Genomic DNA, 20825 nt, shown 5'->3' on the forward strand with positions numbered 1-20825 from the left:
TAGTATAATAGATCACATACCAGTCCTTGAAAGGTATGGGGCATGTCTCAAGGACTGAACGAGCAATTTTTCCGGCAGAGAACTGTGTCAAGAAATGTCAGTAAATACATTTGCTGGCTTATTAAAATTTTAATGCCAAAAACGATAACAATTTGATCGCTAATACGTTATAATACATAGGCTTGGGATGGATAGCGGGATAGACGTGGGCAAGCAGATCCACCTCGACGAGCGGCTTGTAACGTGTATCTAGACATTCGTGCAACCTTTTCCCCATGGGGTCTGCACGCGCACCTCTTAAAGCTTCGCGTTGCGCTTCTACTATGCCGACGCGCGGTAAGGGGAGGACGAGCTGGCACCCCGTTCTCTCCTTCCTTTTTGGTTACGGTAGAAAGGATCACATGCGTTTCACTGTCCGTTCCCTCGGTGGAAAATTGACGACAATTGTCTCACTCACACTCTTACTCTGCCTGCTCCTTTTTATCGTTCTCGTCTGGAGTCTATTTCTCTTGACCTCCGAAAATCAGGCACGCAATGATGCACAGGTCCATCTGAAGCTCTTGCAGAGTGAGTATCAGGTTGAGACAACGTTTCTCATCCATCAATTGGAGCAGACGGCCCATGAACAGGCTCTGGCCAGTTCCCTCTCGCAACCTCTTAGCATGGAGGGCAGCCTTCAGATGCAGCAGGCATTGCTGGCACCTATGCTTCATCAGCATTTCTCTCATCTAGAAGTTCTCACAAAAAATAATCAGCGGATCTCCATTGGGGCAGCTCATGCACAATCGGATCTTACCGCACAGCTCATTGCTCAGGCCTTACAGGGTCAGACGGTGACAGCCATCCAGCCAATACCAGAGCCTATGCTCCCAGCTCAACCCGCAAAAAATTGGGAGATGGTGCTCACGATTCCTCTTCAAGATCAGGATCAGACGATACAAGGGGTCCTGCTGGCAACGCAACCCATCGATACAAATTTTGTACAGACATTGCTGCAACCAATGCCGCGCGGCTTCCATATCTTGCTCTGCCAGAATACAACGCTGCTGACAAGTTCGGATAGCGCGATGAGGCTAGAAGATTCATCAACCCTCTGCACTGCTTCAACGCCTCGCACTGTTCAGCATCCTCAACCATCGTTGCTGCTCTCAGCCAGGACACATTGTCAACAACAGATGCCCAACTCACCAACGATGACGCTGACTGTTATTGAGCCACTCTATACGTTAGCTACCCATAGCACGACGTTTCCTCTCCTGATGCTGGGAATCGGGCTCTTTGTCTTTGCGCTCGGCGTCATGCTTTCGCTCCTGATTATTCGCATACTCGTGATTCGACCGCTACAGCAGCTTCAAAGCCAGGCTCAGGCCCTGGTTGTAGAACATATCACGGAGGAGACACCATTCCCACCAAAGCGCGATGAGCTCTCAACACTCCAATCAGCTATTCAGCTCTTAGCCCAGTCTATCCACCACGAAAATATTGCTCAGACAGAGCAGATGAGTCATCTTCTCATTATGAGCGATGCACTCATGTCAACGCTCAATCTAGAGCAGCTGTTGGGTGAATTTGTCGCGCGAATGGGCAATATCATGAAGGTGAAACATGTCTCACTGCTGCTTTATGGTCGAGAGATGCCCCTTCCCTGGGCGGTTGCGCAGTGGTCAGATAGCCCTGCTCTCCCTTCGCTTCTGACACAGACCGATCAGAATGGTGTAGTAACGGTCCATATTGATCCTGATGGGGATATTACTATGGTCGTAACCAGCAAACTGGCTGCGATCCCCAATGGACGTATACAAGGTGCGGAAAAACGAACGAACAAGCATACATTTAATGAGGCAGGTCGCTCGCCAGAGATGGAACGGATACCACACTTTCCAACAGGAGGAGGGCTGCGAATTCCTCCACATGCCTTGCGCGACCTCGACCGACTGTTAGGACGCATGGCAATTCAACGGAAGAAGATTGTCTATGGTGAAGATATTGCGATGATCTATCAGGTACGCAAAGAACATTGGGCCTCCCTCGCCCTCGAAGAGGGGTATCGGTCTGCAATTTCAGTCCCTCTTTTGTTCCAGGATCAGGCTATTGGAGCATTTATTCTCTATCTGGATCAACCACATCAGATCAGCAAGGAGGATACCTTTCTCCTCAGTACAGCGGCGCTCCAGACTTCGATGGCCATCGAAAATGCCTTGCTCTTTGCCGAAGTAAAGGAGAAAAATGCCGCTCTTGAACGGGCAAATCAACTCAAATCGCAGTTTCTTGCCAATGTTACGCATGAATTGCGATCACCCCTTCATAGCATTATTAGTTATGGAGCGCTCCTTGTGGATGGCTTTGTCGATGGTAAACTAACGACAGAACAGGAAGAACATATTCAGTTTATGGTCCGGCGGGCCGAGGACCTCTCACATCTCGTCGATGATATGCTTGATCTCTCAAAAATTGAGGCCGATCGGATTGAAGTCAAACCAGAACCCCTTGAGTTGCCACACTACTTGCGAGACATTGTGAATCAGTTGAAACCGCTGGCAAATAATAAAGAGCTCGCTCTTCATTTAGAGATCACGGAACCCTTACCTCTGGCGCTTGCAGATAGCTATCGCTTGCGACAAGTAGCCATTAATCTGATCTCCAATGCCCTGAAATTTACCGAAAAAGGAGGAGTAACGATCCGTTGTATACCACTACAAAAACCAGCGATGCTGCGTATCTCAGTACAAGATACAGGGATCGGAATCTCTCCAGCAGCCTTGAGCTATATTTTTGAGGCATTTCGACAGGCCGATGGCAGCACAACCAGACGCTTTGGAGGAACTGGTCTGGGGTTAACGATCGCCAAAAGACTCATTGAACTTCAAGGTGGTGAGATCGCGGTGGAAAGTGTGCCAGGTGAGGGCTCAACCTTCTCCTTTACCATACCGACTGTCCAATCATAACTACAGGCCAGTAGCATACGTTTAAGAGAGCCTGCTTACCGCTGGTCTAGCACTGAAAGCATCTGGGAGACTGGAAGGTCAGAGTTGTATTCTTCCCCACATTCCCCCATACTATCTAGATGAATACTCATTCTATTGAGCAGAGAAAACGGAGACAAGAGCTATGAGCAATCAACAAGTCAGTATTCTCGTGGTTGAAAATGAGGTCTCTAATCGTATTCTTATTGAACGCGTCTTATCCACCCGAGGTTATCGCTGTATTTCAGCCTCGAATGGACAGGAAGCACTTGATATCCTTGATCATGAACAGGTCGATCTGATTCTGACCGATCTCTCCATGCCAGTTCTGGATGGCTATCGGACAACTCAGCTTATCCGCGCTCGACCCGGTATGGCTGAGGTTCCAATTGTCGCAGTGACGGCATTTGCCCTCAGCGATGAAGGAGAAGCTGCCAGAAAGATTGGTTGTACGGAGTATCTTACCAAACCTTTTAAACCACGGCAGTTGCTTGATGTCGTTGAACGGCTCTGTGCCCATAAATGAATGTTCGTGTTGCTCTCTCTGTTTGTCCATTTTATAGGGCGAAATCACCCCAAACCTTGACCAGATGTGCCATACTAAAAAAGGCAGGATCTCAAGAAGCACAAAACCGATCAGTGGGCTGATCGGTCCGTTTTATGTGTTCTTTGACTGCTGGCATTGGCAAGTACAACACAGAGAAGCATTCGCCAGTCCTACCATATTCAACTTCATTGGGAGGCACATTCGATGGACGTTCAAGTCATCACACAGGCAATACGCACCTTAAGCAGCGATGCGCTCGTCATTGCAGCTGCATACAAAAGCGGTGGAGAGACAAAAAAAGAACTGACTCTCTCACCAACGGCTACCGAGTTAGATCAGACCCTTAACGGACTCATTCAAGATCGCTATCGCGCGGGAGAGTTCAAAGCCAATCCGGGTGAGCTACTTACGCTTCACACAAAAGGTCAGATAGGTGCCACTCGCGTTATTGTCGTGGGACTCGGCTCACAGGAGAAGGTGACCAGCCAGACAATACGGCGCGCCAGCTCCATTGCAGTTCGTCATCTCCAAAACACTGGTGCGAAACAGATAGTACTTGGCTTAGCGCAAGAGAAGGTTGAGACTCAGACAGGCATACAGGCTCAGGTTGAAGGTGCTTTGCTTGGCATCTATACGTTTAGAATCTATCAAAGCAACGAACAGACCAGCAGTATCACACAGATACAGGTGCTGAGCACTGAGGCCCAGAAAGCCGAGACCGAGCAGAGCGTACGAAAAGGGCAGGCACTGGCAGAAGCCACCAACTTTGCGCGCACGTTGATCAATGAGCCCCCAAATGTGCTCACTCCGACAGAGCTCGCTAATCGAGCAAGCAGTATGGCCAAAGAGGTGGGGATTGAGTGTGAGATCTTTGATCGTGAGAAGATCAAAGCCCTGGGTATGGGCGGACTGCTCGGCGTCTCTCAGGGCAGTGCTGAGCCACCACGCTTTATTATTCTACGCTATCGCGGTGGGGCAGAGGGCGACAAAGGGCTCGCACTGGTGGGTAAAGGGATTACGTTCGACACTGGTGGCATCTCTCTAAAACCAGCGGACCGCATGGATGAAATGAAGGGCGATATGGGAGGAGCCGCCGCCGTTATCGGTGCAATGCAGGCGATCGGCCAGATCAAACCCGCCATCAATGTCACTGCTTTTATCTCTACTTGTGAGAATCGCCCCAGCAGCACCTCCTATCTACCTGGTGATATCCTGCGCATTATGAATGGAAAAACCATTGAGATCGTCAATACCGATGCAGAAGGGCGTCTGGTCCTGGCCGATGCTCTATCGTATGCGGTCAAAGAGGGGCACTCTACGATTATTGATCTGGCAACTCTGACTGGTGGTATCGTTGTTGCTCTCGGCTCACTGATGACCGGGCTCTTCAGCAACGATGAGTCTTTGACACAAGAGATTATTGCCGCCGGTCAGCTTGCTGGCGAGAAATACTGGCCAATGCCCCTTGATGATGACTATAGCGAGATGATCCGTAGCGATATCGCCGATATCAAACAGACTGGTGGCCGCCAGGCCAGCGCAGTCACGGCTGCCAAAATTCTGGAAAACTTTGTTGGTACTGCCCAGTGGGCACATCTAGATATCGCTGGCACAAGCTATGTTGATAGCAAAAAGCCTTATCAAGAAAAAGGCGGTGTGGGTGTCGGTGTCCGCACACTGGCCGAACTAGCCATCAAACGCGCCAATAACAAATAATTCTCTCCAAAGCCCGTGATCCCAGAAATGGCACGTAGAAAGAAATGCCTCTTTCTACGTGCCATTTCCCTTGACAAAACGCTCAATTTCTCTTTACAATAAAAATGTGAGTGAGCACTCACTCAAAAAAAGACGATATATAAAAGCAGAAGGAGCCTTAGGATGACAACCAGTTCAACAGGAAAGCTTCAGGTTGGCGATCAAGCGCCAGAGTTCACTCTTCCCAGTCAGAATGGGACAGAGGTAAGCCTGGCAGATTTTCGCGGGCAGAAAGCGGTCGTGCTTTATTTCTATCCCAAAGATGATACCCCTGGCTGCACAAAGGAAGCCTGTGCTTTCCGCGATAGCTATGAAGTGTTTAAAGAGGCTGGAGCTGAAGTGCTGGGCATTAGCTCTGACTCGGTCGACGCCCATGAAAACTTTGGAAAGAAACATCGCCTCCCCTTTGTACTCCTGAGTGATGCAGATGGAGCAGTTCGCAAAAGTTATCGTGTCCCGAGTACCTTCGGACTCTTGCCTGGACGCGTCACTTATATTATTGATAAAGAAGGGATTGTACGACACATCTTTTCTTCACAGTTCACACCAGAAAAACATATTACCGAAGCCCTTACTACCTTAAAAACGCTCTAGATGCGCGAGAATTATCAGCGTATAATGTTGGAGTGGCATGGAATCATCAGTCATCATGCCACATCCACACAGAAAGGAAGTCTATGGGATGGGGACACGCCAACAGATTCTGGAAGCTACAGAACGGGTGATTCAGCAGCTCGGTATTGCACGTGTGACGACAAAAGAGATTGCCCGTGAGGCTGGCTGCGCAGAAGGGACGCTTTATAAACATTTTGAACATAAAGAAGATCTTTTCTTGCAAGTGCTACAAGAAAATCTGCCAGAATTTGTGCTTGCCCTCCACGATCACCAGCCTGGCCAGCGGACGGTACAGGAAAATCTTCTGGCTATCGCCGAAGCTGCCTTTCTCTATTACACACAACTGACGCCTCTAGCCGCCAGCTTCTTTGCAGATACAGAACTCCTTACCCGGCATCGCACCTGGATGGATACCCATCAAATAGGGCCACAGCGTCTACCAGCAAGGGTGGCGGAATATATTCAGCAAGAACAACAACTTGGACGCATCACGCCGCAACTTGATCCCCTAACGATCAGTCACCTCTTGCTAGGACCATGCTTCCAACTGGCCTTTAACTATAGTTTCCTGGGCACTCCCCGCCAACCACATGAAGCCTCTCTCCACCTGAAGAGCATACTGGAAGTTCTTGTAAGCGGCCTCATTCCCTAGTATCAAGGGCCTGGGCAGGCCTAGATTTCTGGCGGAGGTGCAAGACCATACCCATGCATTGATCTCTTCGCCGCTTAGTTGGGTTTTCTTCCTGCCCAATATCCTGGTTGCTCAGGCTCTGCCAATCACTGGCTCCATATCTGCGCTCTGTCTCTTGCTGGCACTGGCAGTCAAGCTTTCACGGAGAGTTGATGACGATGTCACCGCCTTTCGGATTGCGACCGCATTTTTGATTATAGGAGCCACACTCTACTATCTCCCACAGGTCTTCGCAATCGAGGCAACCAGTCAGAGTTATCTGGCAGGCATTGGTAACATATTCACCAGTAGTGCACACCCGACTGTCGCGCTCATTATCATGTGGATCTCACTGGCAGGGGTCGCACTAATTGCAGCCTGGATATTCATTCGTTCATGGAGAGCTGCTAACCGCTCTATGGCACGTCGTATCGAGAAGATTGAAGCAGAGAAAAAGATATCCACAGAACAGCTACCAGCTGCCAGCTAACAACACAAACTTCGTAGCACAAACAAAGGGCAAGATGACTCATGTTGGAGGTCATCTTGCCCTGTACTGTAGCTATCCAGCTTATCCACGCCGTGTTATAGGCTCAATTGGCTGATGCCGAAGAGTGAGTACGAACTCTAATATTATGCCGAATAGCGATTACGAACCATAATATGGCTTGAACCATCCACATTCGAGATCTGCTTTACGGCAAGCGAGACCAGATTCTCGACATTTAAGGCATGCCAGTAGGCTTCTAATACATACTCCTGACTTCCTTGTAAAGGCAGAAGTAAAGGGTCTCCGTGAAAACTCGGCAGAGGATTGCCGTCGCCTTGATAGGTAGTCAGGCCAACACCGAAGCCAGGAGCTGGCGTAGCTGGACGATAGGCAAAACGATCGGTCAGATCAGGATTAAAAGGATTCGCCTTTAAGATGCTCAGCGTGATGGCTGGTGAAGGCTGGAGTTCCAACATCGCACTGATCCGAGGCGTATAGTTAGGAGCATCAGGCTCGCGCTCCCGCGTAGCCAGCGCAGAATCAAACGAGCTCCCGGCCTGGAGAAGATCTGCAATCGTGCGCGTCTGATCGCCATTGCTCACCAGATAGACATTGGGGAGCTCCAGCATCGCCTCATAGATCAACAGACTGGGATCCTCCATCTTACTTGAATCAATCGGCTCAGTGCGCAGCGTCGATCCTTCAATCACAAACTGGCGATTGCGGCTCGAAGCACTCCGCCCCATAATCCAATAAACAATCAACCAGGCATCTTCAACAGCAGAGCGCCCTACGACCAGGCCACGTCCAGGATAAGGATTTTTTTGCAGGTGTATCTCGAAATTATTTAGAGCAATTGTTGCTGCATCCATAGTCAAGTCAACCCCTTTGAAAGTAAATAGCCGAAAGCCTCACGCCATCGGACCATTCGGAGTATACGCTAACCACTCACCGTTCGCAAATAGGGATCACCTCTCTGCTAAAACGCTTCAAGGGCTTTATAAACCAGCATTGAGAACGGCTCTGGCTGCATAGTACCCACAGAGGCCATGCACACCCCCTCCTGGCGGCGTAGACGATGAACAGAGATATATATCGGGCGCAGATGTGCTATAGGGAATAGGGCGCAGGGTTGGACGCGTAAAAAGCTGCCAGAGGTCCAGACTACCACCATTGATATCTCCGCCAATATAGTTGGGATTATAGCGCTCCAGGTCTGCGGGCGAGATCACGGAACGAGCCAGGATCTGATCGCGAAAACCAGGTGCAAACCGTTCGATCTGATCTTCAATACGCGTAGTCATATCAAACGTTGAGCCATGAGGCACATGACAGTAGGCCCAGAGCGTCTGCTTGCCTTCTGGTGCTCGCGAAGGGTCTATCAGGCTCTGTTGGGCAACCAGCACGTACGGTTGAGGGGCTGGCTCGCCACCACGCATCAAACGCTCTGAAGTGGCAATCTGTGAGAGAGTTCCGCCAAGGTGAACCGTACCTGCTCGCAAGCAGTCTCTGGCCATCCAGGGGACGGGCCCGGAGAGCGCATAATCGATTTTAAATGAGCCAGGGCCATAGCGAAAACGCTTAAGAGCTCGGATATAACCAGGAGAGAGACGATGACCCGCTATATTCAGCAGTTGGCGCGGGGTAATATCTCCAAGAATCACGCGGGCAGGAGGCAGTTGCTCAACAGTTGTCACCTCCTCCCCCGTGACGATCTCGCCACCCAGAGCCTGGAGATAGGCCGCTAGAGCGTTCACAATCCTCTGTGAACCTCCCTTTGGCACTGGCCAGCCAGAGACATGGCCCGCCGTTGCCAGTACCAGACCGACCGCAGCGCTCGTTAACTGCTCCAAAGGTAACATCGAATGCGCACTTATCCCGGCAAAAAGGGCTCTTGCCCGCTCACCTTTGAAGCTCCTCTCGGCCAATCCGCGAGCCGATTGCAGAGCGGCCAGACCAGCGGGAGCCAGAGCCCATGGATGCAAAAAGGGCGTCAGTTGCAAAGGAGCCAGAAAGGCTGCAACGATAAGCTCCCAGTGCTCAATAAAAGGGCGCATCAACCGCTCATAGCGCTCTCCATCAACCCCAAGATGGGCCGCAGTAGCCACGATCGACCGCTCAAGCAGAACCGCACTTCCATCATCCAAAGGATGGGCCAATGGAACCTCAGGCTGTATCCACTCCAGCCCATATCGTTCTAAAGGCAATGTTTGAAAAAAAGGCGATGCAAGACCCAAGGGATGGACTGCCGAACAGACATCATGGACAAAACCAGGCAAGGTAAGCTCCTGTGAACGAGACCCACCACCGATCGTCGCCCGAGCCTCCACCACCAGTACCGAACGGCCCGCCAGAGCCAGTACAATCGCTGCCGACAGACCATTAGGACCAGATCCAATAATAATCGCATCATAGCGTTGTTGTTTATTCATAGCTTCCTCCTCTCTTAGAAACGTTCGTACCACCTGAGTTGAGGATAACAACCTCCTGAAACGGCGCACTCAGCGGCAGAAAGATGCTGGATATGCTATACTCGGAGGCATGAAACGGAACACGGCAGAAAGATGCTGGATATGCTATACTCGGAGGCATGAAACGGAACACGGCAGAAAGACGCTGGATATGCTATACTCGGAGGCATGAAAATACGAATTCGCTATTTTGCTTCATTCCGAGAGGCTGTGGGACAGGGAGAGGAGACCCTGGAGGTCCCTATGGCAAGCACCGTTGCCGACATACGAGCACACTTGCTCATCCTGCATCCCCAACTACAATCTATCATGACACGCTCAGTCTGCGCAGTTAATCGACGCTATGTTACCCCTGAAACACTCATACAGGATGGTGACGAGATTGTCTTTATCCCTCCAACAGGAGGAGGTTGCTGATGGAGATCGTAATTCAACTGACAGAACAGCCGCTGCAACGGGAACAGCTCGTCGCAGCCGTCGCCCACTCAAGCCTGGGAGGAATCGTCATTTTTGAGGGGGTCGTGCGCGATAATGCTCGCGGCAAACAGGTACGATACCTTGAATATGATGTCTATAAAGAGATGGCCGAAGAACAGATTCGTGCTATCGTCATCACAGCAGGAGAAAAATGGGGCGTCGAACGAGTTGCCGTCGCCCATCGCACCGGTCGCCTGGAGATCGGAGAGGCCAGCGTGATTATCGTCGTTGGCACCCCCCATCGCGCAGAAGCTTTTGAAGCCTGCCGCTACATCATTGATACCCTTAAAGCAACCGTCCCCATCTGGAAAAAAGAGGTCGCCACCAATGGAGAGGAATGGGTAGAGGGCTAACCAATCTTTCCTCTCAGAGCTTACCCACCAGTGGTGTGCTCCCTCATCTCATCGAAACGAAATCATATGCGGAAGAATGAGAGAGCATACACAAAAAGAGGGAGAGACATCTGCCTGATTGGCTTATTTTTATGGTATAGATCTGCCTGATCGGCTTATTTTTATGGTATAATGAGAGGACAGACTCAAACGCACTCAGGTGCCAACGCTCCCGAATGGACACAGATTTTTTCTCGGAGGCCGTTGATGAACTTATTCGAAAAACAGACCCTTCTGAATCAACTCTTCACGCAAAGCCCCGTGAACGCTGCCTATCTTGCTGGCTCCCTATCGAATCGTACCAGCTTTGGTCATCTCAGCGATATTGACGTCGCAATTCTCATGATGGACCAGATCAAAGCCGAACAATTTTTGGATTATCAACTCTACTTTCTCAGTGAGCTAGCAAAACGGCTTGAATCAGATATGATTGATGTCGTGATCTTGAATCAGGCCTCGTTGCTCCTCAAGCTTCAAGTCATCAAATATGGGCAGATACTCTTCAGTCGCAATGAAAAACAGCGTGTCTCATTTGAGACAAAGGCAGTGATGGATTATCTGGACTTCAAAAAGTTTGACGAGATCCAACACCAGGCCCTTAGTCGTCGTTTATATGCGCAGCTGCTTCCCATTGATAAAGAGTTACTGAAACCGGCGCTTCAACAGATGAATGCAGCCTTAGAGATTCTCCGTGAATTAAAACAGAAACCACGTGAAACCTTTCTCTCCGACTACCAACTGTACGGATTGGCCGAGCGCTACTTACAAATAGCCATTGAAAATTGTCTGAGAATCTGTAGCACCTTAATCGCTGCCTTGAATCTCCGCCGACCAGAAGCGCATCATGAGCTCCTCAGTATCCTGGCAGGCCAACAGATACTCCCACAATCCCTTGCCTATCGTTTAGAGAATCTTACAAACTTGCGCAACGACCTGCTTACTCAATCGACAAGTAACAATCATGAGCTTATCTATGAGCACCTTCAACAGCATCTGGTCGATCTAACAGAGTTTGTCGCCATCATAGAAAAAAAGCAGGGCTAGCGATCAGTCTCCTGCACATTTTCAGAGAAACGACACCATTGAGAGCACAGAACCCAATCCATGCATCCTTGTCACATCAAAAAAATATGCCTCGATAGCACGAGAAGCAGCATAGGAAAAGTAGCTTGTCTCCTTTCCTCTACTGCTTCTGTATCAAGAGCCCCCTCAGCTTTCTTTGCTCAAAAGGATCTGAGCCCCCTCCACCACAAAGCTGATCAAAAAACGGCTACTCCGAGACTGAGCGTAGCTCATTGGCCTGACTCATAGCACTGGCAGCCTCTTCAGAACGTCCCATCTCTTCGTAGATCTGAGCAAGAGTCTCATACCCTAAAATCAACGAAGGGTCCATAGAGATCGCCTGTTGGACTGTATCCAACGCCTCATCATACCGTTTGACCTCTCGCAACGTATCGGCATAATCGTTGTAGTAATCAGCATTCAGCGGATCGCTTTCGATCGCATTCTGATAGTTGTCGATAGCCTCATCATAACGATGAAGAGCATCATAGGCTGTAGCCAGCTGATAATAGCCCTCTGGATCATCCTCAGAGCGTTCAAGCAGGCTGGTTGAAGCCTGAATAGCCTCATCATAGTGACCGAGAGCATTGAGAGTCTCAGCCAGGCCAGCATACGCTGCGGCCAGATCATCCGTCTGGAGATCACCGCGCTCAGCATCATCGACCAGAGCTTGATACACAGGAAGAGCATCGCTATAGCGTTCGGCTTCGAGATAGGTTTCAGCGAGACTAAAACGTGTTGTTACCCGCTGAGGATCCAGCTGCAACGCGCGTTGATAAGCAGTAATAGCCTCGGGAGCTTTATTTTGCAGACTACGCCAGGTTCCAAGATGCTCCCAGGCCTCGGCATCCTCAGGATCGATCGTAACGATCCGCTCATAGATCCCCGCAGCCTGATCGCGCTCCCCCATCTGTTCATAGATCGCAGCCAGCATATCATAACCAGTGCGGCCATCGGGATCGAGGGTCAGCATATTGTTTGCAGTGGAGAGAGCATCATCATAGCGGCGCATATCGAGATAAAGGCTGGCCAGTTCAGCGTAACGAGCAGGATCAGAAGGATTGTCATCAATCTTGTGCTCTTGATCCATAACGCGGCGCCACTGATCATTCACACGCTCGCGAACATCGCGCAAATTGTCCGCAGCCGAAGCATTCTCAGGATTGAGCATCAGCGTCTGGCGATAGGCCTGGATCGCATCGGTAAACAGATTCTGAGAACGATAGGCATCGGCCACGCTCAGATAGAGCTCATCATTCTCAGGATCGAGATCCTGCGCCTCCTGAAACGTCTCCAAAGACTCCTCATGCATTCCCAGTTCACCGTAAAGATTCCCAAGATTGATATATGCATCAAGCAGTTGCGGATCCAGATCGATAGCCCGGCGATAGCCAGCGATAGCCGTCTCAGCATCTCCGAGATATTGTTGAGCCAGGGCCAGATTATACCGAGCGCGAGCATTCAGCGGGCTCACTTCAACCGCCTGAGCAAAGGCCTCAGCAGCTGTCTCGTAATCCCCCTGTTGGGCAGCAGAGTTGCCACGATCCGTGAGAGACTGCTCGTCCCCACGCAGTTGTTCACGTCTTACAAACTGAACAGGTTGACTGTTCACATTTGGAGTATTTGATTCACCTTGCATGTCACTCATATACGTCACCAATTCTCCTCTAAGCAAAGAGTCATTTCTCTTTAGCATACGAAAGCGCCGAAAGTCCCTGCGTAGTATAGCACGTAACACCGCTCAGTTCCTAGCCGAACAGCGGGCGGCTGAGCACCCTTCTACCAGAGAAAGGACGCGATGAGCGATGAAAGGGAATGTCCGAACGAGATGCAGACATTCCCTCAGGCCCAAAGATCAAACGTCAGTTAACGTGCCATAACAACTATTTTGTAATACGTAAGGTCAGGCGAAACTCATACAAGTTCTCAGGGAAAAAAGACTCCGTATATTCAATGGGGGCTCCGGTCTCATCAAAAGCGGTGCTGGTCATACGGACCCCAACGCTTCCTTCAGGCACGCGCAACAGCTCAGACTCGCGGCCAGAAGCCAGACCGGCCTTAAAGGCCTGCTCAGCAATATAGGGTTGGAGGCCTTCAGAAGCCATCAGATTATACAGAGAGCCCTCGGCGGCCTCCTTAGCGCGTTGATAGACGCTCATCGCACGAGGGTAGGGTAAATAGTTAATTTCATAAGCGATCGGGCTCTCATCGGCGGTACGCAACCGTTCAAGGCGCACAACCTGTTCCTCATCGGTCAGGCGCAATTGCTCACGAACCGTCTGAGAACCACGAACTAATTCACTAACAAATAACATACCACCCGGACGCTTCCCTCGACGACGTAACTCTTCAGAAAAACTTGTTAATTCACTAATAGTCTGGTGCTGTACCCGTGGCTCACATACAAATGTTCCGCGACCATGTTGACGATACAGAAGCCCTTCATGAACCAGCTCCGTCAGGGCCTGGCGGACCGTTGCGCGGCTCACATGATATTGAGCCACCAACTCAGGTTCAGATGGAATAGCAGTATGCGGAGCCAGATGCCCCGCACGGATCTGCTGCTTAAGAACTTCTTTCAGCTGATAGTACAGCGGAAGCGGATTTGAGCGCTCTAGTGTTGGCATATATGGTTCCCCTTATGTCCATACAACAGATTTTTGATAGATAACAATATGGGAAGAATATATCACAAAAAGCGATGAGAGTCGAGGGGGTAAATGAATAAATTTGTATGAATATGAAAAATGACCTGGTAAATTCGAAATATACCAGGTCATTTAGGGGGACTTAGGCTACAGTTAGCCCATTTTGGGCGAGGACACGATCAATTTCGCTTTTCAGGCTCGTCGGGCGTGGCCCAACTAACCGACCAATTTCTTTGCCTGCATGAAAGATGATCAAAGTAGGAATAGCCTGAACACCAAGCTGTCCAGCAGTATTGGGATGCTCATCGATATCCATCTTAGCAAACTGCAACTTCCCCTGATACTCTTCGCTCAGACGCTCATAGACAGGAGCGATAGCGCGACAGGGTCCACACCAGGTCGCCCAGAAATCGACGATAACTGGTTGAGCCGACTTCAAGACTTGCGTCTGAAAATCTGCATCGCTCACATAGGTTAGATGTGCATGCGTGCTCATAAATGGTTCTCACTTTCCATATCAAAACAACAATCTATCAACCTTCAAGGATTATATACCTTTATCAGTCTTACCTGCCAATGAAAACACCATGCTTGCAAAAATTATTCCGTCAACAGCTCAGGAGAAAGAGGAACAATTATTAGCGTCGGCGTTCATTATTCTGCATGATAGACAAGAACTGAAGGATATAGAGAAACAAGTTGAGGACCGTCATGAACAGTGAGACGGTCAGGCCAATGGCATTTGGCAACGTATCAGCCATATACTTGGCCCGTTGAACATAGAAAAGCACGTAGGCAGAGAAGATACCAATCCCAACAATACAGATAATCAATGCAAAAAAGCTGCTCTGAAACAGGATGTTGAGCAAGCCTGCCACAATCAAAAGGATGACTCCCAGAAACAGGTAATCGCCAAACCGACTAAAATCGCGCTTCGTGGTCCAGGCATAGAGTGCGAGCGCCAGGGAGGTTACAGCGGTGATGGCAAAGGCCTGGCCAAGGAGGTGAGACAGCCCTGGAGTCCTGAGGTAATAATCGATCAGAGGACCGAGTGAGAGGCCTTCCAAAAAAGTAAACAGGTACAGGAGAAACAGATTGATCCCAGGCTTCTGGATCAGAGCTTGAAGGGCAAACAGCACAATAAAGCCCGCAATTGCCACAACCAAAAAGGTACCAGGGCCAAGTGAGATCTGAACACCAACAAAGGCCCCCAACGTGGCAAAGATAAAGCTGAAAGCAAGGAGACCCATGACCTTACTTACCAGGCCGCTGGTCTGGGTACCAACATAGCCATAAGGCAATGTCTGATACTGATAACTTGAACCAAATCCCTGGTTTCTGTTCCTGGAAGGGTTATTACCCCGGCCATAGGGATCTCTTGGATTATACATAAAAACCTCACGGTGAAAAGATTGCAAAAGCACGAGTCGCCACATAGATCGAAAAGCGCAAGTCGCCCATAGGTGCTCTCTGCAACACAACGACAAAGCACTCTCATCCCTTACTACGCAGAAAGCAAAGCGCTAGTTGCAAGCGCGATCCCCTGTTAGCCCGAGCGTAGGAATGGATCAGCTGGCATTTCTATGTCTCTACTGTGGGATCTCCACCGGACCATCCCCCCACAGGTCTCGAGGCAGATGCAACATGGGTCTGTCAACGAAGAAGGTTTTTCTTTGGTGTTATGGCTGGAAGTTCTGCATCGGGAGGATTTTGGCGTACGTCCTCGGCAATATTCGTAATGGTGCAGCGGGGGTGATTACTATTGGCATGCCAATAAAAGGTGCTCCCAGTTGGCTTATACATCAGCCCCCCACAGCGTGGACAATAAAAGGGTGTCGCTTGATCCTGACCAGTCGTCATGCTCGTTCCTCCATCATAAAGGCCCACCTCATGAAACGTTGATCATCCAATCCCTGGTCCCTACATCACGCTCCACACACCGCAGATCTCACAAAAGGCGACGCCGACTTCTCCAAAGGTCTTACTACGCGTATTCCAGCGATCATAGGCAATAGCTAATGACCCACAACTCCAACAACGTGCCCGGCCTCCCGCTTTACTCTCAGCTACTAATTTCTGTAACAGGGCGCTACGTGCCTCTTCAGACCCGGTATAGCCTGGATTATAGGCCAGATGCAGGAGATTTCCTAAGGGAAGGTTAATCTCATGGGATGGGGCCTGTAAAGGGGCCTGAGTGCTGGCTGCAGGCTGAGAAGCTACTGGTGGCTGAGCGATCGGAGGCTGAGGCGCACGACGGAACAGCTCGCCTCGCGCGGTACGACGGCCTGGCTCAATAGCGGGCATATAGTCGGGACGTTCTGAGCGTTCGGGCCGCTCTGGGCGTTCGGGCCGCTCGCTCAGCGGAGGTTGGGCAGAGGTATAGGCACGAAATGGAAGGGCGGGGGGTGTTTCAGGCTGGGTGGGGGCAACAGGTGCGACAGGGGAAGAGGCCACAGGTGCAGAGGCCTGGCTTACCGTTTCTTCGGCAGGGGCCGTGGGGCGCTCGGCGGCGGTCGCTTCTACATTCTGTTCGGTTGCATCAACAATCTGATTATTCGCTTCTTGTTGATCAGGTGGATTGACACGTCGTCGACGAGTTACTGGCATAGGGGTACACTCCATTAATGAAAAGAAGTTGTGTGTGCGTACAAAGTAAACGTAGCACGAGTATTATATCACGTCGCACAGCGAGAGCCTGACCTGGTATCGTTTTGCGTCAGGAGTAGCAGGTGCCGACCAGTCGGGGACAAGCCTCACCAGTAGAAAGGGATGAGGCCCGACCCCTTTGAGATAGAAAACCGGCGAAATACGAGCGTATTCCTATGGGCATTTGCTTTCACAATGGCCAGGGCCAATTAGCCTTTGAAGAAGTCAGCATTTACCTTGATATAGCTTTTCCACTCTTCAGGAACGGCTGATTCCTCGAAGATCGCTGTTACAGGGCAGGCTGGCTCGCAAGCGCCACAATCGATACACTCATCGGGATTAATATAGAGCTGCTCATGCTCATCGTATCCTGCCTCGCTGGACGATGGATGAATGCAATCAACAGGACAGACATCTACACAGGAAGCATCTCTGACACCGATACAGGGTTGAGTAATTACATAGGTCATTGTTCTCGACATCCTCCTCTTAGCACACTATGACAAAACAAGAGGCATAGCGGCAAAGTTTAGTATTAGGCCAACTTTAGTATAGAGGGTTGTACAGGTGCTGTCAATTGTCTGGCCTGGCGCCTTTACCAACAATGGCTGGCCAGTCCTTGACGACCTCCACTAGCCAGGCGATCTTCTTATTGTTTATTATTATAACATGGCAAACGAGAGCCCTCTCTTTGAGAGATCTACCTGAACAGCAAAACAACAGTACATGAACAGCACCAGAAAGGGCTTCTGTCTCCAGGGCATCCTTCCCAGATGTGTGGGTGAATCCGGCCCTGGAAGTTGTCTTTACGACACTCTTTCCAGCCCGCCCATCTCCCCTTTAGAGCAGAAAGCGCTTGATTCATGGCAACTGCCTGACTGTAAAATGAGAAAAGGCGGCCTCAATCCCCTGGTTCTCAACAAACAGACCAAAGGATCCAGTTGAACGTGCTGGAAGAGTATCTACGGGAGAGCTATCCATTGGGACACCATTGATTGTAAAGGCAAAATGGTTGCCTTTGGCCTCAATGGTGACAACATTGCTCTGGCCAACGCCCGTAAGCAATGAAGGGGCTGAACCAGTGCTAATAAAACACCATGGACCCTGGGTTGCATTCTCAGGATGAATGGTGCACCAGGCCCCCTGCGTCCGATTATCGTATCGTAAAAAGGCATACTGAGAAAGGGAGGGTGCAATCTCAAAGAGATAATACTGCCCCTGATCGTTGCTTTCACGGAAAACGATCCCATAAAAATCTGCAGTATGAGCTGTATGCCTGGTCTCGGTCAAAGTCACGGTCAGCAGGAAATTGCTCATGGAGGGTCCATAATATTGCGCTAAAACCGCTCCGTTGTCCAGATTATTCTGCACATGATAGCTTTGCTTTGTGGAATCAAAAAAGCAGGAACAATTATCCGACCAGTTGTCCGTTTTAGCAAACAGGTTCAGCACAACGGGAGTGGGGGTCGTGGCCAGGCCATGAGCGACCCGAGAGGAACGGCTGGCAATTGATTGGAAGACAAACAGACCAATAATAATGCCTAATAAAAGTAAAGAGAATGCTGTTAACAGGAGACGCCCCCCATTCCAGCTATGTAGCCAGGAGCTCCGACGAGCGATTTGTCGGGTAACGATGGTCACTGGCTGTGGACCTGAAAGAGGCTCATCCTCATCCCCTTCAATATCGGTCAGGTACTTTCCTCGCGAAGGTGAAGATTTCTTCTCAGCCGCAGCCGCCACAGCGGCGGAAAACGCCTGACTAAACTCCAATGGCGTCTGAAAACGATCCTGAGGATCTTTCGCCAATGCCTTTTGCAGCACTCGATCAACGCCAGGGGTAATATCGGCACGACGAAGGGAGAGTGCGGGGGGGCTCTCATGAACATGCATCAAGGCCAGGGCAATCGCTGAATCGGCTTTAAACGGCAGTTGCCTGGTTAGCAAAAAAAAGAGCGTAACAGCGAGGGAGTAAATATCGGAGCGGCCATCAAGCTTGTGGCCTAGAGCCTGTTCAGGTGAAATATAATCTGGCGTACCCATAACAGCATTGGGAGTATTCACCTCTGTTGGTGTTCCCTCTCTATCAGTGCGGGTCAGGCGCGCAATACCAAAATCCGACAGGACCACATGTCCTTTGTCGCTCAGCAGAATATTTGCAGGCTTCACATCACAGTGCACACAACCATGCTCATGCGCATAATGGAGCGCCGAAGCCAATTGCTCAAGATACCAATTTGCTTCAGGGAGAGAAAGCACACGTCTCTTTGCCATATATTGAGAGAGCGTCCCTCCCTCCATATAAGGCATCACGATATAGGGCAAGCCTTCTTCCTCACCATATGAGTAGATAGGCAGAATATTTGGATGATCCAACTTACTCGCCGCCTCAGCTTCATGCAAAAAGCGCCGATAAAAATCTCGCTGCATACGCCTATCCATTCCCGTTCGTGGAAGATAGACTTTAATCGCGACCTTGCGCCTGGGCTGCTCTTGCTGTGCGAGAAAAACAGCACTTGATCCACCATATCCCAGCAGCCGCTCCAACACGCATGAGCCTAATGTTTTGCCGATCAGATGTTGACCCCGAGTTGTAGCCACGCCAAAGCTCCTCTCTAGCTTCCCCCCTTAAAAAATCAAGTGCTACCCTTTATCCCTCGTGAATCCCCTTCGCTCTCCTTGGGACTCTATAATCATTGTAAGCAAGAAACCGACTAACTGTCAATATGCAGTCATTCTACCTATTGAACAACAACAAAGCTATACACGATACACTATTTCTCTCTTTTTAACGTTGCTTACTTTACCACTAGCAAATTTACCACTAGCAAAGAGGAGAGAGAGAAGATAACCATCTTTCCTCACTTGAGCAGAAGATGGTTATCTTAAAAATTTTTTGCTGGCAGGAGCTTCATCAAGAAAGATGACTTAGATGACAAATTTCCCGTCACGCATGATCACGCGCTCATCTACTTCGATGGTACATTCGGAAGGAATCACATCGACGTGGATGCCTGCGCTCCAATCGGCACCGGTAAAGTGAGGATAGGGATCGCCAAAAGCCACATGTAAGCCTGGCATCTTCTCATCCTGCAACAGGTTTCCAACTAACTTTTGAAGGCTTGTTAATGTACCGATGGCAAATTCGCCCGCACGATTCCCATTGGGAACAGAGAAGAGATAAGAACGCACATCATCGGCAATAGCAGTGTCCTCGCTACGAATCTCTGTAATGTAGCCATTCTCTACATTGATCACCAGAGGATGCTCAAGGACGCCATATTTTTCAGAGAAATAGTCACCCAGGACATCACAGACCAGGACTCCATCAACCGTGGCTGGAGCGGTATAGACCTCACCTTCGGGCAAATTCCCCCACTTGCCTTGTTCATGATAGCGGCCATTACAGGGAACCCAGCGCCAATCTTCATGGAACGTGGCCGTAACATCGGTCCCTTTGACCGAGGTTACATGGATCTTCTTTGCGTGACGCACAACCTCATAGATCTGGTTCGTCACCGTATACACTTCCTCATAGTCGGCACACATACCATCCGTCATCAGGGTCTCATCGATGCCAATCATATGCCCATGACGCACCTTCAATTCATTGACTAGAAATGGAAGCAGCGGGATACGAAATGAGATCTCTCCTGGCTGTGCCGTTGCTATATAGTAGGTGACGGTAGGACGTGCCTCAAGCAGCTCTGTCCGTAACTCGTCCGAAAAGGCTTTTAAAGGACGCTCCCCATATTGTTCCAGGAAACGCACAGTCACGCTCGCACCCTGTTGCAGGGCCGCCCATGCCACCTGCTCGGCAATTCGTTGACGAGCGTAGTCGGTCAGAATAAACACGCGATCACGAGCCGTTACTCCCATGCAAGCGATCGCATTGCCTGCGCCCTTCTGCAAGCGGGCCTCGAATGAAGTCGCTTCACTCTCACCCGGAATAGTATTCAACATATAGCACATCTCCTCTACATCATACATAAACATGTGACGTCCGCTATGGCAACAATACGCAGATGGGATTGCTGCCTAACGATATGTTCAGAATAACAGACCAGTAACATGGCCGTCTAGTCTAGTACA

At 50.0% G+C, this 20825-nt stretch carries 20 protein-coding genes; 9 read left to right on the forward strand and 11 right to left on the reverse strand.

Translation table 11 applies throughout. From position 1 onward, the window contains the following. The first annotated feature begins 401 nt into the window (after positions 1 to 401). The 6 genes from EL628_RS15435 to EL628_RS15460 all read left to right on the forward strand — a co-directional run bounded on the left by EL628_RS15435 (position 402) and on the right by EL628_RS15460 (position 7040). The gene (locus EL628_RS15435; RefSeq protein WP_161975527.1) at positions 402 to 2945 is read left to right on the forward strand and encodes a sensor histidine kinase; all 2544 of its coding nucleotides are present in this window, start codon (positions 402 to 404) and stop codon (positions 2943 to 2945) included. Positions 2946 to 3108: 163 nt separating this feature from the next. Next, positions 3109 to 3489 (forward strand): response regulator, encoded by a 381-nt coding sequence (locus tag EL628_RS15440; RefSeq protein ID WP_126580819.1) that lies wholly within the window; start codon positions 3109 to 3111, stop codon positions 3487 to 3489. Positions 3490 to 3714: 225 nt separating this feature from the next. Next, positions 3715 to 5226: a leucyl aminopeptidase gene (locus tag EL628_RS15445; protein WP_126580820.1), complete on the forward strand. Its 1512-nt coding sequence runs from the start codon at positions 3715 to 3717 to the stop codon at positions 5224 to 5226. Between the two features lie 162 nt (positions 5227 to 5388). After that, positions 5389 to 5859, forward strand: coding sequence for a peroxiredoxin (locus EL628_RS15450; RefSeq protein WP_126580821.1), 471 nt, complete (start codon positions 5389 to 5391; stop codon positions 5857 to 5859). A gap of 88 nt (positions 5860 to 5947) precedes the next feature. Continuing rightward, positions 5948 to 6532: a TetR/AcrR family transcriptional regulator gene (locus EL628_RS15455; protein ID WP_161975528.1), complete on the forward strand. Its 585-nt coding sequence runs from the start codon at positions 5948 to 5950 to the stop codon at positions 6530 to 6532. Positions 6533 to 6569: 37 nt separating this feature from the next. Then, a complete protein-coding gene (locus tag EL628_RS15460) occupies positions 6570 to 7040 on the forward strand; it encodes a hypothetical protein (protein WP_126580823.1) in 471 nt (156 codons plus the stop codon). A gap of 143 nt (positions 7041 to 7183) precedes the next feature. Here EL628_RS15460 and EL628_RS15465 read toward each other — a convergent pair whose 3' ends face one another. Both EL628_RS15465 and EL628_RS15470 read right to left on the reverse strand, forming a co-directional pair. Further along, on the reverse strand, positions 7184 to 7912 hold the full coding sequence (locus EL628_RS15465) for an IMP cyclohydrolase (RefSeq protein ID WP_126580824.1): 729 nt from the start codon (positions 7910 to 7912) through the stop codon (positions 7184 to 7186). Between the two features lie 126 nt (positions 7913 to 8038). Then, complete coding sequence (locus EL628_RS15470; protein ID WP_126580825.1) at positions 8039 to 9472, reverse strand: phytoene desaturase family protein; 1434 nt, start codon at positions 9470 to 9472, stop codon at positions 8039 to 8041. 207 nt (positions 9473 to 9679) lie between these two features. On the opposite strand from EL628_RS15470, the gene moaD reads away from it, so the two are divergent. From moaD to hepT, 3 genes are all read left to right on the forward strand, one after another. After that, positions 9680 to 9928: a molybdopterin converting factor subunit 1 gene (gene moaD, locus EL628_RS15475; protein ID WP_126580826.1), complete on the forward strand. Its 249-nt coding sequence runs from the start codon at positions 9680 to 9682 to the stop codon at positions 9926 to 9928. Continuing rightward, on the forward strand, positions 9928 to 10341 hold the full coding sequence (locus EL628_RS15480) for a molybdenum cofactor biosynthesis protein MoaE (protein ID WP_126580827.1): 414 nt from the start codon (positions 9928 to 9930) through the stop codon (positions 10339 to 10341). Before moaD ends, EL628_RS15480 begins: the two co-directional genes overlap by 1 nt. 246 nt (positions 10342 to 10587) lie before the next feature. Further along, positions 10588 to 11424 carry a type VII toxin-antitoxin system HepT family RNase toxin gene (hepT, locus tag EL628_RS15485; RefSeq protein ID WP_161975529.1) on the forward strand — a complete coding sequence of 279 codons (837 nt, stop codon included), beginning with the start codon at positions 10588 to 10590 and terminating at the stop codon, positions 11422 to 11424. A gap of 226 nt (positions 11425 to 11650) precedes the next feature. On the opposite strand, the gene EL628_RS15490 is transcribed toward hepT, so the two are convergent. The 9 genes from EL628_RS15490 to EL628_RS15530 form a co-directional block, all read right to left on the reverse strand. Further along, on the reverse strand, positions 11651 to 13090 hold the full coding sequence (locus EL628_RS15490; protein ID WP_161975530.1) for a tetratricopeptide repeat protein: 1440 nt from the start codon (positions 13088 to 13090) through the stop codon (positions 11651 to 11653). Between the two features lie 235 nt (positions 13091 to 13325). Beyond that, positions 13326 to 14069, reverse strand: a complete 744-nt coding sequence (locus EL628_RS15495) for a GntR family transcriptional regulator (RefSeq protein WP_126580830.1) — start codon at positions 14067 to 14069, stop codon at positions 13326 to 13328. Between the two features lie 163 nt (positions 14070 to 14232). Beyond that, positions 14233 to 14586 (reverse strand): thioredoxin, encoded by a 354-nt coding sequence (trxA, locus tag EL628_RS15500; protein WP_126580831.1) that lies wholly within the window; start codon positions 14584 to 14586, stop codon positions 14233 to 14235. 142 nt (positions 14587 to 14728) lie between these two features. Continuing rightward, the gene (locus EL628_RS15505; protein WP_161975531.1) at positions 14729 to 15481 is read right to left on the reverse strand and encodes a Bax inhibitor-1/YccA family protein; all 753 of its coding nucleotides are present in this window, start codon (positions 15479 to 15481) and stop codon (positions 14729 to 14731) included. A gap of 262 nt (positions 15482 to 15743) precedes the next feature. Next, on the reverse strand, positions 15744 to 15950 hold the full coding sequence (locus tag EL628_RS15510) for a hypothetical protein (protein WP_126580833.1): 207 nt from the start codon (positions 15948 to 15950) through the stop codon (positions 15744 to 15746). Positions 15951 to 16010: 60 nt separating this feature from the next. Further along, complete coding sequence (locus EL628_RS15515) at positions 16011 to 16697, reverse strand: hypothetical protein (RefSeq protein ID WP_126580834.1); 687 nt, start codon at positions 16695 to 16697, stop codon at positions 16011 to 16013. Between the two features lie 248 nt (positions 16698 to 16945). Then, positions 16946 to 17206, reverse strand: a complete 261-nt coding sequence (locus EL628_RS15520; protein ID WP_126580835.1) for a 4Fe-4S dicluster domain-containing protein — start codon at positions 17204 to 17206, stop codon at positions 16946 to 16948. 391 nt (positions 17207 to 17597) lie between these two features. Further along, the gene (locus EL628_RS15525; RefSeq protein WP_126580836.1) at positions 17598 to 19334 is read right to left on the reverse strand and encodes a serine/threonine protein kinase; all 1737 of its coding nucleotides are present in this window, start codon (positions 19332 to 19334) and stop codon (positions 17598 to 17600) included. 327 nt (positions 19335 to 19661) lie between these two features. Next, on the reverse strand, positions 19662 to 20696 hold the full coding sequence (locus tag EL628_RS15530) for an aminopeptidase (RefSeq protein WP_161975532.1): 1035 nt from the start codon (positions 20694 to 20696) through the stop codon (positions 19662 to 19664). Positions 20697 to 20825 lie beyond the last annotated feature (129 nt).

It is taken from the genome of Tengunoibacter tsumagoiensis, assembly GCF_003967535.1.
GTDB classification, from domain to species: domain Bacteria; phylum Chloroflexota; class Ktedonobacteria; order Ktedonobacterales; family Ktedonobacteraceae; genus Tengunoibacter; species Tengunoibacter tsumagoiensis.